We start from the raw sequence: 14,886 nt of genomic DNA on the forward strand, positions 1-14,886 counted from the left end.
GCTGAACGGCGCGTCGTTATGCCGTTAAGTCGGAGTGCCTGGCGGCGTCTGCTGCCGCCGAGCTACCTCTGCTCGCTCTGCGGCGTGACGCGCAGCACTTCTTCAATGGTAGTCAGGCCGGCGGCGACCTTCTGTGCGCCGGACAGGCGCAGGCTGCGCATGCCTTCCTTGAAGGCCTGACGGCGCAGGGCCACCAGGTCGGTGCCTTCGGTGATCAGGGTCTTGATATTGTCGTTCAGCTGCATGATTTCATACACGCCGGCGCGGCCACGGTAGCCTGTGTCGCGGCACTCCAGGCAGCCCACGGCTTTGTGCGCGCCGGTCGGTACCGGTGAGCTCCAGGGCTTGGTCAGGCTCTGCCAGTCGTCCTCGGCAATCTCGTGGGGCACTTTGCAATGCGGGCACAGGGTGCGCACCAGGCGCTGGGCCATCACGCCGAGCAGGGTGGCCTTGAGCAGGTAGTGCGGCACGCCGAGTTCTAGCAGGCGGGTGATGGCGCTGGGCGCATCGTTGGTGTGCAGGGTGGAGAGCACCAGGTGGCCGGTAAGCGCCGCCTGGATGGCCATCTCGGCGGTTTCCAGGTCGCGGATTTCGCCGACCATGATGATGTCCGGGTCTTGGCGCATAAGGGCGCGCACGCCGCTGGCGAAGGTCAGGTCGATGTTGGCCTGCACCTGCATCTGGTTGAAGGCCGGCTCGACCATCTCAATCGGGTCTTCGATGGTGCACAGGTTAACTTCGCTGGTCGCCAGCTTTTTTAGGGTGGTGTACAGCGTGGTGGTTTTACCCGAGCCGGTGGGGCCGGTGACCAGGATGATGCCGTTGGGCTGGGCGGTCATGAACTCCCAGCGGCGCAGGTCATCCGGGGAGAAACCCAACTGGTCGAAGCTTTTCAGCAGCACTTCCGGGTCGAAGATCCGCATCACCATCTTTTCGCCGAAGGCGGTGGGCAGAGTGGACAGGCGCAGCTCCACCTCGCCGCCGTCCGGGGTCTTGGTTTTTACCCGGCCGTCCTGGGGTTTGCGCTTTTCTGCGATGTTCATCCGCCCCAGGGATTTCAGGCGACTGACGATGGCCATGGTCACTTGCGGGGGGAATTGGTAGACGGTGTGCAATACGCCGTCGATGCGAAAACGCACGCTGCCCTGTTCGCGCCGCGGTTCAATATGGATGTCACTGGCGCGTTGCTGGAAGGCGTACTGGAACAGCCAGTCGACGATGTTGACGATGTGCGAGTCGTTGGCGTCCGGCTCCTGGTCGCTGGCGCCGAGCTTGAGCAGTTGCTCGAAGTTGCCGAAATTACTGAGCTTCTGGTCGATGCTGTTGGCGCCGCTGACCGACTTGGCCAGGCGGAAGAACTCCACGGTGAAACGCTGAATGTCGCCGGGGTTGGCCACTACGCGCTTGATCGGGCGCTTGAGCACGTGCATCAAGTCGCTTTCCCACTTGTGCATAAACGGCTGGGCGCTGGCGATGGTCACGGCGTCCTTGTCCACCGCCACGGCGAGGATCTTGTGCCGTTGGGCGAAGGCGTAGGACATCAGCGGGGTGACGGCGGCCACGTCGATCTTCAGCGGGTCGATGCGCAGGTACGGCTGGTTGGCCAGGGCGGCGAGCCAGACGGTGAGGTGTTCCAGTTCGAGCTTCTTGCCTGGATGGCGCAGGTTGTCCAACTGCTGGCTGGCGATAAATTCCAGGGGGTGCTGCTGGTTGTTGACCGCGCTGCGGCGGATGGTCAGGCACTGTTCGGCCGTGGCCTGGGTCAGGTAGCCCTGGCTGACCAGCTCACGCAGCAGGTCGTTGAGATCCAGCAAGCGATCCGGGGCAGACGAGGCGTGGGCAGGCATAAAGCATCCTTGGGGTGTGACGACAGGCGGTCAATTTAGCGCGTTTGCCGGCGCCGTGGTGGGTTTTAACCGGCCGCGGCGCGGGCACATCGGCAGTGCCTGTGAGCTTACTTGACCAGCACTTTCCAGGCTTTGAGGCTTTGCACAGTTTGCGCCTGGCTCATGCGCTCATCCAACAGCTCCGGGCTGATCGGGCGCTGGGCCAGCTCGCTGAGCTTGCACAGCTCACCGTACAGGCGGTCGACTTCCGGCACGTCCAACACATTGCGGGCCAGGTGCAGCCAGGTCAGCAGACGTTCGAGGCGCGGCAGCTGCTCGGCCAGGTCTTCCGGTTGTTGCTGGTAGCGCTTCAGTTGCAGGTCGTTGCCTTCGTCTTTAAGTAGGGTCGGCAGCCAGTTGCCCAGTGCTGCGGCGCCCTGGCGGTTGCCGCGGTTGTTGCGCTCGGCGGTCCAGGCGCGGGCTAGCAGCCAGCGCGACAGGTTGAGCGAGAACAGGCCCCAGCGGGTGCCCTGCAGCTCTGCGGCGAACTGCGCCGGGGCGGCCTGACGGGTGCTGTCGTCGAGCACGCCGGCCTGCACCCGTGGGCGCCACTCGTTGAGCAGGGCGTCGAGCAGGCTGCGCAGCTCGCTGCTGCTGCTGCGCGGGGCAGCCTGGCCGAGGCTGCCGAGCAAGGCGCGCAGTTCGCTGAGTTGCGCGACCCAGTCGACCAGCAGGCGCCAGTGGCCATTGAAGCGGTATTGCTCGGCCAGGCGCTGGCTGCTGCCCAGCAGATGCCAGGCCAGCGCTGCGAAGGCGTCGTCCAGCGGTTGCTCGGCGTCGATGGTCGGCGCTGGCAGGCTGAGGCTGTAGCTGTTGGCGTCGAACAGGCGATAACCGCGCTCGGCCTTGCTGATATCGCAGGGCATCAGCGCCAGGTCAGCAGCCAGTTCGGCGGCCAGCTCCAGCAGGGCGGAGGGTTCGCCTTCGCGCAGCTCCAGCTCCAGCTCGCAGATTTCTTCTTCGAGCTTGCCGGCGACGACTTTGCCGAGGTCGAGGGCGGCCTCGATGACCACCTTGGCTTTGCCGCGGCCCCAGGCGATTTCGGCTTTTTCACGGACGAAGTCGGTGCTGAAGATGGCTTGCAGCTGCTTCTTGTCCAGTTCGGCCAGGCTTGCCGGCCAGCAGTCGGCGGTCAGCTTCTTGGCATCCAGCTTGGCTTTGCTCAGCGGCCAGTCGTATTCATTGCGTTCGGACAGGCCGGCCACGCTGTGCCCGCGGGTCTTCAGGGTCTGGATGATATCGTCGCCGTCGCGGCGGATGCGCAGGGCCACCTTGGCCTGGGCCAGGTCACGTGCCGGGGTGTCGAAGTACTGGTTGAGCAGTTCGTGGCGGGTCCAGCCACTCTTGTTGCGCTTCTTCAGCAACGGGTGCTCGCGCAGGGCAGCGAGGGTCTCGCGACTGACTCGCAGCTTGATTTCGGTTTCTTTCTGCATGATCGAGTCTCGCGAAAAATGGGGTGGCTCAAGCGCACAAAGCCGCCCATGTGGCGGCTTTGTGCAGTAACGCTGCAGGCGAGCTTAGACGAACAGTTTCACGCCCAGCCAGAACAGGCCGGCGGACAGTGCAATGGTGGCCGGCAGGGTCAACACCCAGGCCATCAGGATGGTGCGCACGGTGCCCAGTTGCAAGCCGCTCTTGTTCGCCACCATGGTGCCGGCGACGCCCGAGGACAAGACGTGGGTGGTGGACACCGGCAGGCTGTAGATGTTGGCCATGCCGATGGCAATAGCGGCGGTGATCTGCGCACTCATGCCCTGGGCGTAGGTCATGCCCTGCTTGCCGATCTTCTCGCCGACGGTCAGTACCACGCGCTTCCAGCCGATCATGGTGCCCAGGCCGAGGGCCAGAGCGACCGCGAGGATGACCCAGAACGGGGCATATTCGGTGGTAGCAGTGAGGTCTTTACGCAGCTTGTCGAGGTCGGCGACTTCACGCTTGGGCAGCTCTTTGAGCTTGCTGACCTTCTTCGCGGTGTCGTCCAGGCACAGCAGGTAACGGCGCACCTGGGTGCGATCCTGTTGCGCCATGCTGTTGTAGTCGGTCACCCCGTCGAGGCTCTTGATCAGCGCGGCGATGGTCGGTTCGGTGAGTTTGACGTCGCAGCGGAACTGCTTTGGCAGTTCGGTGGTGCCGTTCTTGCCGAGGGCCAGGTACTCATTCAGCGAGTCGTTGTTACGGGTGTAGAACTCGCTCAAGTGCTGGGCCGCGTCGCGGGTACGCTCGATCTGGTAGGTGGTGCTGTTGAGGTCGAGGACGAACTTGGCCGGCACGATGCCGATCAGCACCAACATGATCAGGCCGATACCCTTCTGGCCGTCGTTGGAGCCGTGCACGAAGCTCACGCCCATGGCCGACAGGACCAGCACCAGGCGGTTCCAGAACGGTGGGTGCTTCTTGCCGTCGATGCTCAGGCGTTGCTCGGGGTTGGTGTGCATCTTCGATTCACGGCGCAGCCACTTGAGGCCGAGCAGGATCAGGGCGGCGACGATAAAGCCGGCGGCCGGCGAGAGCAGCAGCGACAGGGCGATATCGATCGCTTTTTGCCAGTTCACCCCGGTGCTCAGGGGGATGTCGGCGATCAGGGCGTTGGCCAGGCCAACCCCGAGGATCGAGCCGATCAGGGTGTGCGAACTGGAGGCCGGAATGCCGAAGTACCAAGTGCCGAGGTTCCAGGCGATGGCGGCGCTGAGCATGGAGAACACCATCACCAAGCCATAGGCGGTGTTGGTGCTGATCAGCAGTTCGACCGGCAGCAGGTGGACGATGGCATAGGCGACGCCGACGCCACCGAGCAAAACGCCGAGGAAGTTGAAGCAACCGGACAAAATCACCGCCAGGTGGGGTGGCATTGCCTTGGTGTAGATCACCGTGGCCACCGCGTTAGCAGTGTCATGGAAACCATTAATGAATTCGAAGGTCAGGACAAAGGCCAGAGCCAGTAACAAGCTCACAGCGACCCAGGCATCAAGCCCACTGAAGATATCGAACATGACGGTTTTGTGACCGATGGAAGTTAGGGGGCGCGAATTATGCCAGAACGTCACTGGCTTTGCTGACGCGATCCGCCGAACGTATCGTCAGGCCATGGGAGGCGGGCGTTTGCGGCTGTGCGTTGGGCGTTTCTTTTGCCTGGCCAAGGCGGCATGATGGCCCTTGGTTACAGGAGACCGCCCATGCCCCTGCCTTCTCTCAAAGAGCAGTTTGCCGCCTTGATTGCCGCGCCTTCGGTGAGCTGCACCCAGCCCGCCTGGGATCAGTCCAACCTGGCGGTTATCGAGTTGCTGGCCAGCTGGCTGGGTGACCTCGGCTTCGCCTGCGAGGTGCAAACCATCGCCCCGGGCAAGGCCAATCTCCTCGCCACCTATGGCAGTGGCCCCGGCGGCTTGGTGCTGGCTGGTCACAGTGACACCGTGCCGTTCGACGCAGCGTTGTGGCAGAGCGACCCGCTGGCCCTCACTGAGTCAGGTGACCGCTGGGTGGGCCTGGGCGTGTGCGACATGAAGGGCTTCTTCCCGCTGGTGATCGAAGCGGTGCGCACTTTGCTCGATCAGCCGTTCAAGCAGCCCTTGTTGATTCTCGCCACCTGCGACGAGGAAAGCTCGATGTCCGGCGCTCGCGCCCTGGCCGAAGCCGGTCGGCCCCTGGGGCGGGCGGCGGTGATTGGTGAACCGACGGGATTGAAGCCCATCCGCCTGCATAAAGGCGTGATGATGGAGCGTATCGATATCCTCGGTCAGAGCGGCCACTCCTCCGACCCGAGTCTGGGTCGCAATGCTATGGATGCCATGCATGCGGCTATCGGCGAGCTGCTGGTGCTGCGCCAGCAATGGCAGCAGGAATACCTCAATCCCCTGTTCAACGTGCCCCAGCCGACCCTCAACCTCGGTTGCATTCATGGTGGCGATAACCCCAACCGCATCTGTGGCCAGTGTTCCCTGGAGTTCGACCTGCGGCCGCTGCCGGGCATGGACCCTGAGGTGCTGCGTGCGGCGATTCGGCAGAAGCTGCAACCGCTGGCCGAGCAGCGTCAGGTGCGCATCGAGTACGGGCCGATCTTCCCCGGTGTGCCGCCTTTCGAGCAGGCCGCCGACAGCGAATTGGTGCGCCTGGCCGAGCGTCTTACTGGCCAGGCCGCCGATGCGGTAGCCTTTGGCACCGAAGCGCCGTATCTTCAGCAGCTCGGTTGCGAAACCCTGATTCTTGGGCCTGGCGACATCGCTTGCGCGCACCAGCCCAACGAGTACCTGGAGCTTGCGCGGATCGAACCGACGGTGCAGATTCTGCGCCAGCTGATCGACCACTACTGCCTGCGGCCGAGCCTGTGAGCCGGCGCTGTCATTTATCTGTATCAAGGAGCTTGAGCGTGCTGCTGCCCCAACTTCGACGATAACGCCGTGACCTCTTGCTTCGGCCCGAACTTGGAACTGGCGCGGCAAATTCGCGCTTTCTCGCAGTGCAACACAGGCTCATTTGCTCATGCACGACTACGTTAACTGGCTCCGTCACGCGTCCCCCTATATCAACGCCCACCGCGACTGCACCTTTGTGGTGATGTTGCCCGGTGAGGGTGTGGCCGATGCCAATTTTGGCAATATCGTCCACGACCTGGTGCTGCTGCACAGTCTTGGCGTGCGCCTGGTACTGGTGCATGGCTCGCGCCCGCAGATCGAAACCCGGCTGGCGGCCCGTGGCCTGACGCCGCACTTTCACCACAATTTGCGGATTACCGACAGCTCGACTTTGGAATGCGTGATCGACGCCGTCGGCCAGATGCGCATCGCCATCGAGGCGCGCCTGTCCATGGACATGGCCGCTTCGCCGATGCAGGGTGCGCGCTTGCGGGTGTCCGGCGGCAACTTCGTCACCGCGCGGCCAATCGGCGTGCTCGAGGGGGTCGACTATCACCACACCGGCGAAGTGCGCCGGGTCGACCGCAAGGGCATTGGTCGCTTGCTGGACGAGCGCAGCATCGTGCTGTTGTCGCCGTTGGGCTATTCGCCCACCGGGGAGATTTTCAACCTCGCCTGCGAAGACGTGGCCATGCGCGCGGCCATCGACCTGCAGGCGGACAAACTGCTGTTGTTCAGCAGCGAGCGTGGCTTGCTGGATGACACCGGTGCGCTGATCCGCGAACTGCGTCCGCAGCAGGTGCCAGCCCATCTGGCGCGGCTGGGTAGCGATTACCAGGCCGAGCTGCTGGATGCTGCCGCCCAGGCTTGCCGGGCCGGCGTGGCGCGCAGTCATATCGTCAGCTACAGCGCCGATGGCGCCTTGCTCACCGAGCTGTTCACCCGCGACGGTGGTGGCACCCTGGTCAGTCAGGAGCAGTTCGAGTCGCTGCGTGAGGCGACCATCGAAGATGTGGGGGGGTTGATCGACCTGATCAGTCCGCTGGAAGAGCAGGGCATTCTGGTGCGCCGTTCCCGTGAGGTGCTGGAGCGCGAGATTGGCCAGTTCAGCATCGTCGAGCGTGATGGCCTGATCATCGCCTGCGCGGCGCTGTATCCGATTGCCGATTCGCAGGCAGGTGAGTTGGCGTGTCTGGCGGTTAATCCGGAGTATCGCCACGGTGGCCGCGGTGACGAGTTGCTGGAACGCATCGAGGAACGTGCTCGGGATCTGGGCCTGAACACCTTGTTTGTACTCACCACCCGCACCGCCCACTGGTTTCGCGAGCGCGGCTTTCAGCCCAGCAGCGTCGAGCGTCTGCCCGCCGCGCGTGCCTCGCTGTATAACTATCAGCGTAATTCGCAGATCTTCGAAAAGGCCTTGTAAGGCACTTGCTGCGCGCGGCGCCGGGGTGACTCAGGCGCTGCGCTGCTGGCGTTGCAACTGCTCAGCGCCATCGTCCCAGCCCGCTTCCCATGCTGCCGCGAGCACGTCTGCCGGATATGGCTGACGGTTCAGGCCGTGGCCGGTGAGGCCCGCCATGTAACCTTGCTGGTAAGCCTTGTTGAGGCTTTCCAGACTCCAGTGCTGGTCGTGGTCGGGAAGCGCGACAGGCGCCATGGCTGAGCTCGCAATGAGAGGACTGCGCTAATGCTAGCGCTCTCCCGACAGCAAGCCGAGGCCGACGTGCGCTTTGCCTGCGCCAGTGTCGGCTTTTGTGATGGCATCGACGCTCGCACCAGCTTGCGCACCGGCCGTCGGTCGACGTCCGGTCAGTGAGCCGTCAAACCTGCAGGATGCTGGCCTGGTAAGCGGCCACAAAGGCATCGAAATCACCCTGGGGTTCGGCCTCCATGGCTTGCTGTTGCTGCAGTGATTCGGCTACCGAGGCGGCAAAGGCAGCCTGTTCGGCGGCGCTCAGCGGCTGGCTGCGCAGGGTTTCGGCATGGGCGCGGCTGTGGCGCAGGGCGAATTGGGCGAAGCTCTCGCCGTTCTCCTGGAGCTGCGCCAGAACCTGCGCCGATGGCGTCAGGCTTGGGTCGGCGACCTTGGCCCTCTGCAGCGCCAGGCTGGCGGCGTGGGCGTCGCCGCCGTGGCTCTGGTCCAGCAGGTCAGCCAGCGGCGCGATGCTGTCCAGCAGCTGCGCGGCCAGGGTGCTCAGTTCAACGTTTTGCCCTTCGTGCAGCAGTTGCAGGCCGGGGCGCCGACCTTCCTTGACCACGGTGAGGAAGTTGGCGCTGGCCGCACGGCATTCGGCGCTGGCCAGGCTCGGGCTGTCTTCAAGGGCGCAGAACAGCAGGAAGGCGTCGAGGAAGCGTGCTTCGGCCAGGTCGATACCCAGCGGCAGGAACGGGTTGATGTCCAGACAGCGTACTTCGATGTACTGCACGCCGCGGGCCATCAGCGCCTGGATCGGCCGCTCGCCGCTGTCGGTGACGCGCTTTGGGCGGATGGTCGAGTAGTACTCGTTCTCGATCTGCAGGATGTTGCTGTTCAGCTGCAGCCACTCACCGTCTTTCTGCGTGCCGATCGCGGCGTAGGCGGGGTAGGGCGTGGCCACGGCCTGGCGCAGGCTGTCGGTGTAGCTCTTGAGGTTGTCGTAGCAGGGCGTCAGGCCGCTCTGGGCGCTGCTCTGGTAGCCCAGGTCGCTCATCCGCAGGCTGGTGGCATAGGGCAGGTACAGGGTGTCGGCATCCAGTTGCTGCAACTGGTGCGGGCGGCCGCGCATAAAGCCGGCATCCAGGGCCGGCGAGGCGCCGAACAGGTACATCAGCAGCCAGCTGTAACGACGGAAGTTGCGGATCAGGGCGATATAGCGCGCCGACTGGTAATCGCGGTCGCCGAGGGTTTCGCCTTCGTCGGCATGCAGCAGGGGCCACAGCGCTTCCGGCAGGGAGAAATTGTAGTGAATGCCGGCAATGCACTGCATGGTCTTGCCGTAGCGCAGGGCCAGGCCCTGGCGGTACACGTACTTCAGGCGGCCGATATTGGAGTTGCCGTAGCGGGCGATCGGAATCACCTCTTCCTCTGGCAACGGGCAGGGCATCGATGGGCTCCACAGGTACTCGTCACCGAGCTGGCTGTAGGCGAAGCGATGGATGCGCTGCAGTTCATCCAGGGTCTGCGCCGGGTCGGGGCGCGCCGCGGTGATGAATTCCAGCAGCGACTCGGAATAGTCGGTGGTGATCTGCGGGTGGGTCAGGGCCGAGCCCAGCGCTTGCGGGTGCGGGGTCAGGGCCAGCTGGCCGTGGCCGTCAACGCGCAGGCATTCGCGTTCGATGCCGTGCAGGCACTGGCTGAGCAGAGGCTGGTTGGCGCGCTCGCCGAGCAGGGCCAGGCGACGGGACAAAAGAGGGCTCAAAGTCGAATTCCTTTACGCGGCTGACCCGCCAATATGGGGATGCTTGCGGCGCACTACAAGGGGGCAGCGTGGCGGCCGGAGTGAATTAATCACGGGATGCTTTAGTCGTGGGATGGGTTGAGGCGCGCAGCGGTGATACCCATCGGGGTGATGATGGGTATCGCTACGCTCAACCCATCCTACGTTTGCCGGTTTATTTGCAGATAAAGGTCGCCTGGGCCGTGGCCACCAGCTTGTCGCCCTGCAGGGCGCGGGCCTCCAGCACGTGCACCTTGCGCCCGGCATTCAGCACCTTGGCATGGCAGATCACCTCGCCGTCGCTGACGGCGCGGATGTAGTTGATCTTGCATTCCAGGGTCATGCTGCCGGCTTCGCCGCCGAACAGGCTGTGGCTGGCCTGGCCGAGGGCGGTGTCGATCAGCGAAAACAACGCGCCGCCGTGCATCCGCCCGTGCAGGTTGAGCAGTTGTGGTTGCATGCTCATGCGTACCTGGGCTTCGCCGTTCTCGGCTTTGTCGATGCACATGCCCAACAAATCGCTGAAGGCGCTGTTCTTGCCGACAGAAGCTTGCTCGCTCATGGCTACTTCCTCATGTTCTTGGCGTTGGCGAACAACGCGGCCATGCCGGCGTTGGCCGGGGCAGGCTTGTCCTGGCTGGAGTGGCGTTCGGTGCGCGGGGTGTTGCCGCCCGGCTTACTGCCACGTGCGCCGCCACGTGGACCTTCGACTTTCTCGCCGGGCGTATCGCCCATGCGCATGCTCAGGGCTACGCGGTTGCGTGGGATGTCCACTTCCATGACTTTGACTCGCACGATGTCACCGGCTTTGACCACTTCGTAAGGGTCTTTAACGAACTTCTCTGACAGCGCCGAAATATGTACCAGGCCGTCCTGGTGCACGCCGATATCGACGAAGGCGCCGAAGTTGGTCACGTTGGTGACCACGCCTTCCAGCTGCATGCCCAGTTTGAGGTCCTTGAGGCTTTCTACACCTTCCTGGAACTCGGCGGTCTTGAACTCCGGGCGCGGGTCGCGGCCGGGTTTTTCCAGCTCGACGAGGATGTCACTGACCGTGGTCAGGCCGAACTGCTCGTCGGTGAACTGCTTGGGGTCGAGGCGCTTGAGGGTGCCGGCGTCGCCGATCAGCGAGCGAATGTCACGGCCGGTGTTGGCGGCGATACGCTCCACCAGCGGGTAGGTTTCCGGGTGCACGGCGGAGGCGTCCAACGGGTTGTCGCCGTTCATTACGCGCAGGAAGCCGGCGGCTTGTTCGAAGGTCTTGTCGCCCAGGCGCGGGACTTTCTTCAGTGCTGCGCGGGTCTTGAATGCGCCGTGGGCGTCGCGGTGGGCGACGATGTTCTGCGCCAGCGTCGTATTCAGGCCGGAGATGCGCGCCAGCAGGGCCACCGAGGCGGTGTTTACATCGACGCCGACGGCGTTCACGCAGTCTTCCACCACCGCGTCCAGGCCACGGGCCAGTTTCAGTTGCGAGACGTCATGTTGGTACTGGCCGACGCCGATGGATTTCGGGTCGATCTTCACCAGTTCGGCCAGCGGGTCTTGCAGGCGGCGGGCAATGGACACCGCGCCACGCAGCGACACGTCGAGGTCGGGGAATTCCTTGGCGGCCAGCTCGGAGGCCGAGTACACCGAGGCGCCGGCCTCAGACACCATGACCTTGGTCAGCTTCAGGCTCGGCAGTTGCTTGATCAGGTCGGCGGCCAGTTTGTCGGTCTCGCGGCTGGCGGTGCCGTTGCCGATCGAGATCAGGTCGACCTTATGCTTGGCGCACAACTTGGCCAGGGTCATCAGGGTGCCGTCCCAGTCGTTGCGCGGCGCGTGCGGGTAGACGGTGGCGGTGTCCAGCACTTTGCCGGTGGCATCCACTACCGCCACCTTGCAGCCGGTGCGCAGGCCCGGATCGAGGGCCAGGGTCGCCCGCGGACCGGCCGGCGCAGCCAGCAGCAAGTCGTGCAGGTTGCGGGCAAAGACCATGATCGCCTCGTCTTCGGCGCCTTCGCGCAGCTCACCGAACAGGTCGGTTTCCAGGTGGGTGTAGAGCTTGACCTTCCAGGTCCAACGCACCACTTCGCCCAGCCATTTGTCTGCCGGGCGGCCCTGGTTGCTGATGCCGAAACGCTCGCCGATCATGCCCTCGCAGGGGTGCATGCTGCCTGGCAGCTCATCGCCGACTTTCAGGCTGGCGCTGAGGAAGCCTTCGTTGCGGCCACGGAAGATCGCCAGGGCGCGGTGCGACGGCACGCCCTTGAAGCGTTCGTCATGTTCGAAGTAGTCGCGAAACTTTGCCCCTTCTTCTTCCTTGCCGGCCACCAGGCGCGCGCTCAGGGTGGCTTCCTGCTTGAGGAAGTTGCGCAGGCTGGCGAGCAGGGTGGCGTCTTCGGCGAAGCGTTCCATGAGGATGTACTTGGCGCCTTCGAGCACGGCCTTGATGTCGGCGAAGCCTTTTTCGGCGTCGATAAAGCGCGCCGCTTCGCTTTCCGGGGCCAGCGATGGGTCGTTGAACAAGGCGTCGGCCAGCTCGCCGAGGCCGGCTTCCAGGGCGATCTGGCCCTTGGTGCGGCGCTTTTGCTTGTAGGGCAGGTACAAGTCTTCGAGGCGGGTCTTGGTGTCGGCCAGGTTAATCTCGCGGGTCAGCTCGGGGGTCAGCTTGCCCTGCTCGTCGATGCTGGCGAGGATGCTGGCGCGGCGGTCGTCCAGCTCGCGCAGGTAGCGCAGGCGCTCTTCCAGGTTACGCAGTTGGGTGTCGTCGAGGCTGCCGGTGACCTCTTTGCGGTAGCGGGCGATAAAGGGCACGGTTGAGCCTTCATCCAGCAGCGCTACGGCGGCAGCCACCTGTTGCGGGCGCACGCCCAGTTCTTCGGCGATGCGGTTGTTGATGCTGAGCATAGAGACACCTGACGCAAAGTGAACACAGGCAGGCCGGCAGGCCCGTCGCAAAATGGCCGGCATTATACCCAGCGCGGCATGCTGCGGGGCGCCCTGCACCGGGCAGGACAAATCTGCTAACAATGGCCGCCGTACAGGCGGACGGTGGCTGCGCCATAATCGCCTAATCATGAAAGGAGCCGTTATGCCCCCTGAATCGAAAGTTGCCGTGGTCGAAGGCGAAAAAATCCTCATCGTCGATGACGATCCCGGCCTGCGTCGTTTGCTTGAACGCTTCCTCAGCGAGCAGGGTTACCGCGTGCGCGCGGTGGAAAACACCGAGCAGATGGACCGCATGCTCAGCCGCGAGCTGTTTCACCTGTTGGTGCTCGACCTGATGCTGCCGGGCGAAGATGGCATGGCCGCGTGCAAGCGTCTGCGCGATGGCAACAACCAGATGCCGATCATCATGCTCACCGCCAAGGGCGACGAGGGCAGTCGTATCCAGGGCCTTGAGCAGGGCGCTGACGACTACCTCGGCAAGCCGTTCAACCCGCGTGAATTGCTGGCGCGGATCAAGGCCGTGTTGCGTCGCCAGGCACCGGTGGTGCCGGGTGCGCCGACCAGCGCCGACGAAACCGTCAGCTTCGGTGACTACGTGCTGTTTCTCGCCACCCGCGAGCTGAAGAAGGGCGACGAAGTACACATGCTCACCACTGGTGAGTTCGCCGTGCTCAAGGCGCTGGTGCAGCACGCCCGCGAACCGTTGACCCGCGACAAGCTGATGAACCTGGCCCGCGGTCGCGAGTGGGATGCGCTGGAGCGCTCTATCGACGTGCAGATCTCCCGTCTGCGCCGGCTTATCGAGCCGGACCCGTCCAAGCCGCGCTATATCCAGACGGTCTGGGGCGTGGGCTATGTGTTTGTGCCGGATGGCAATAAGTAGGCACTGACGCGACGCAACAGTCCTGTTTCCTCCGCTCTTTGTGGTTAGGCATTAATGAAAACCCCGCTGTGGTTCCCGCAAAGCTTCTTCGCCCGCACCTTGTTGCTGGTGTTGGGCGTGGTGCTGTTCTCCAAGGCGCTGACCCTGGTTTATCTGATGATGAACGAGGACATGCTGGTGGACCGCCAGTACAGCCACGGCACCGCCTTGACCTTGCGCGCCTACTGGGCGGCGGATGATAAATCGCGGGTGGCCATCGCCAAGGCTTCGGGGCTGCGCATCGCGCCAGTTGAGAGCGTGCCGGCCGGCGAGCACCATTGGCCCTACAGCGAGGTGTTCGAGCGGCAGATGCAGGACGAGTTGGGTGCTGACACCGAGGTGCGTGTGCGCGTGCAGAGCCCACCGGCCCTATGGGTGCGGGCGCCGAGTCTGGGCCCAGAGTGGTTGATCGTGCCGCTGTATCCGCACCCGCTGCGTGGCCAGCGGATCTGGAGCGTGCTGGGCTGGTTCCTGGCCATCGGCGTGCTGTCCACCGGCGCTGCCTGGATCTTCGTACGCCAGCTCAGTGCGCCGCTTAAACGCCTGGTATTCGCCGCTCGCCAGCTCGGCCAGGGGCGCAGTGTGCGCCTGCCGGCCAGCGATACACCGAGCGAGATGGCCGAGGTGTACCGCGCCTTTAACCAGATGGCCGAAGATGTTGAGCAGGGTGCACGCGAGCGTGAGTTGATGCTGGCAGGCGTATCCCATGACCTGCGCACACCGCTGACGCGCCTGCGTTTGGCGTTGGAATTGCTGCACAGCGATGCCGAACTGACCGAAGACATGGTCCGCGACATCGAAGACATGGACGCCATCCTCGACCAGTTCCTCGCTTTTATCCGCGACGGCCGCGACGAGGCGCCGGAAGAGATCGACCTCGGCGCCCTGATTCACGACGTGGTGGCGCCCTACAACCAGCAGCAGGAGCGCGTGCGCCTGTGTCTGGAGGCCATGCCGCCGCTGCCGTTACGCCGCGTGTCGATCAAACGCCTGCTGGTCAATCTGATCGAAAACGCCCTGCGCTACGGCGGCCATGGGGTCGAAGTGGCGGCTTACGTGACGGGCAGCTGCGGCGCTCCTTATGTGGTCCTGAGCGTGCTGGACCGTGGTGCTGGCGTTGATCCGACGGAGCTGGATGCGATCTTCAATCCGTTTATCCGTGGCGACCGTGCCCGCGGTGGCAAAGGCACGGGCCTCGGCCTGGCCATCGTCAAACGCATCGCCGCCCTGCACGGCGGCAGTGTTGAACTGCGCAACCGCTCCGGCGGTGGCATGGAAGCCCGGGTGTGTTTGCCGATCGGCCTGATGTTGCCGCGCGACGCGGTGTGACGAGCCAGACGTAGCGCCCCAAGCCTTGATGGGTAGCGCTGCGCTCAACC

At 64.1% G+C, this 14,886-nt stretch carries 12 protein-coding genes; 5 read left to right on the forward strand and 7 right to left on the reverse strand.

Annotated elements, in window-relative coordinates; all coding sequences use genetic code 11:
* Window positions 1-62 precede the first annotated feature (62 nt).
* From tfpB to AC56DI_RS01905, 3 genes are all read right to left on the reverse strand, one after another.
* Window positions 63-1,847 carry a type IV pilus assembly ATPase TfpB gene (tfpB, locus tag AC56DI_RS01895; RefSeq protein ID WP_496344697.1) on the reverse strand — a complete coding sequence of 595 codons (1,785 nt, stop codon included), beginning with the start codon at window positions 1,845-1,847 and terminating at the stop codon, window positions 63-65.
* A gap of 107 nt (window positions 1,848-1,954) precedes the next feature.
* Window positions 1,955-3,319 carry a CYTH domain-containing protein gene (locus AC56DI_RS01900; RefSeq protein WP_496344698.1) on the reverse strand — a complete coding sequence of 455 codons (1,365 nt, stop codon included), beginning with the start codon at window positions 3,317-3,319 and terminating at the stop codon, window positions 1,955-1,957.
* Window positions 3,320-3,403: 84 nt separating this feature from the next.
* Window positions 3,404-4,876, reverse strand: coding sequence for an inorganic phosphate transporter (locus AC56DI_RS01905; protein ID WP_496344699.1), 1,473 nt, complete (start codon window positions 4,874-4,876; stop codon window positions 3,404-3,406).
* Window positions 4,877-5,059: 183 nt separating this feature from the next.
* Between AC56DI_RS01905 and argE the strand changes: the two genes are divergently transcribed.
* Window positions 5,060-6,211 (forward strand): acetylornithine deacetylase, encoded by a 1,152-nt coding sequence (argE, locus tag AC56DI_RS01910; RefSeq protein WP_496344700.1) that lies wholly within the window; start codon window positions 5,060-5,062, stop codon window positions 6,209-6,211.
* Between the two features lie 151 nt (window positions 6,212-6,362).
* Window positions 6,363-7,661, forward strand: coding sequence for an amino-acid N-acetyltransferase (argA, locus tag AC56DI_RS01915; RefSeq protein ID WP_496344701.1), 1,299 nt, complete (start codon window positions 6,363-6,365; stop codon window positions 7,659-7,661).
* A 30-nt stretch (window positions 7,662-7,691) separates the two neighbouring features.
* On the opposite strand, the gene rmf is transcribed toward argA, so the two are convergent.
* Window positions 7,692-7,895, reverse strand: coding sequence for a ribosome modulation factor (gene rmf, locus AC56DI_RS01920; RefSeq protein ID WP_422587945.1), 204 nt, complete (start codon window positions 7,893-7,895; stop codon window positions 7,692-7,694).
* Window positions 7,896-7,925: 30 nt separating this feature from the next.
* Here rmf and AC56DI_RS01925 point away from each other — a divergent pair, with 30 nt between their 5' ends.
* Window positions 7,926-8,054, forward strand: a complete 129-nt coding sequence (locus AC56DI_RS01925) for a hypothetical protein (protein WP_496344702.1) — start codon at window positions 7,926-7,928, stop codon at window positions 8,052-8,054.
* A 4-nt stretch (window positions 8,055-8,058) separates the two neighbouring features.
* Here the strand turns inward: AC56DI_RS01925 and gshA are convergent, their stop codons facing one another.
* The 3 genes from gshA to AC56DI_RS01940 form a co-directional block, all read right to left on the reverse strand.
* On the reverse strand, window positions 8,059-9,636 hold the full coding sequence (gene gshA / locus AC56DI_RS01930; RefSeq protein ID WP_496344703.1) for a glutamate--cysteine ligase: 1,578 nt from the start codon (window positions 9,634-9,636) through the stop codon (window positions 8,059-8,061).
* Window positions 9,637-9,829: 193 nt separating this feature from the next.
* Entirely contained in the window at window positions 9,830-10,216 is a 387-nt protein-coding gene (locus AC56DI_RS01935; RefSeq protein ID WP_496344704.1) for a PaaI family thioesterase, read from the reverse strand.
* A gap of 2 nt (window positions 10,217-10,218) precedes the next feature.
* Window positions 10,219-12,543, reverse strand: coding sequence for a Tex family protein (locus AC56DI_RS01940; RefSeq protein ID WP_496344705.1), 2,325 nt, complete (start codon window positions 12,541-12,543; stop codon window positions 10,219-10,221).
* Window positions 12,544-12,727: 184 nt separating this feature from the next.
* Here AC56DI_RS01940 and ompR point away from each other — a divergent pair, with 184 nt between their 5' ends.
* Both ompR and AC56DI_RS01950 read left to right on the forward strand, forming a co-directional pair.
* On the forward strand, window positions 12,728-13,468 hold the full coding sequence (ompR, locus tag AC56DI_RS01945; RefSeq protein ID WP_496344706.1) for an osmolarity response regulator transcription factor OmpR: 741 nt from the start codon (window positions 12,728-12,730) through the stop codon (window positions 13,466-13,468).
* A gap of 54 nt (window positions 13,469-13,522) precedes the next feature.
* Window positions 13,523-14,836: an ATP-binding protein gene (locus AC56DI_RS01950; RefSeq protein ID WP_496344707.1), complete on the forward strand. Its 1,314-nt coding sequence runs from the start codon at window positions 13,523-13,525 to the stop codon at window positions 14,834-14,836.
* The last annotated feature ends 50 nt before the right edge of the window (window positions 14,837-14,886 follow it).

The organism is Pseudomonas sp. BGA-UO-ETr-WB11 (genome assembly GCF_059567785.1).

Bases quoted from the DNA above. Each gene is read 5' to 3' on its own strand.
- tfpB (WP_496344697.1), bottom strand. From the start codon at position 1,847: ATGCCTGCCCACGCCTCGTCTGCCCCGGATCGCTTGCTGGATCTCAAC.
- AC56DI_RS01900 (WP_496344698.1), bottom strand. From the start codon at position 3,319: ATGCAGAAAGAAACCGAAATCAAGCTGCGAGTCAGTCGCGAGACCCTC.
- AC56DI_RS01905 (WP_496344699.1), bottom strand. From the start codon at position 4,876: ATGTTCGATATCTTCAGTGGGCTTGATGCCTGGGTCGCTGTGAGCTTG.
- argE (WP_496344700.1), top strand. From the start codon at position 5,060: ATGCCCCTGCCTTCTCTCAAAGAGCAGTTTGCCGCCTTGATTGCCGCG.
- argA (WP_496344701.1), top strand. From the start codon at position 6,363: ATGCACGACTACGTTAACTGGCTCCGTCACGCGTCCCCCTATATCAAC.
- rmf (WP_422587945.1), bottom strand. From the start codon at position 7,895: ATGGCGCCTGTCGCGCTTCCCGACCACGACCAGCACTGGAGTCTGGAA.
- AC56DI_RS01925 (WP_496344702.1), top strand. From the start codon at position 7,926: ATGCTAGCGCTCTCCCGACAGCAAGCCGAGGCCGACGTGCGCTTTGCC.
- AC56DI_RS01935 (WP_496344704.1), bottom strand. From the start codon at position 10,216: ATGAGCGAGCAAGCTTCTGTCGGCAAGAACAGCGCCTTCAGCGATTTG.
- AC56DI_RS01940 (WP_496344705.1), bottom strand. From the start codon at position 12,543: ATGCTCAGCATCAACAACCGCATCGCCGAAGAACTGGGCGTGCGCCCG.
- ompR (WP_496344706.1), top strand. From the start codon at position 12,728: ATGCCCCCTGAATCGAAAGTTGCCGTGGTCGAAGGCGAAAAAATCCTC.
- AC56DI_RS01950 (WP_496344707.1), top strand. From the start codon at position 13,523: ATGAAAACCCCGCTGTGGTTCCCGCAAAGCTTCTTCGCCCGCACCTTG.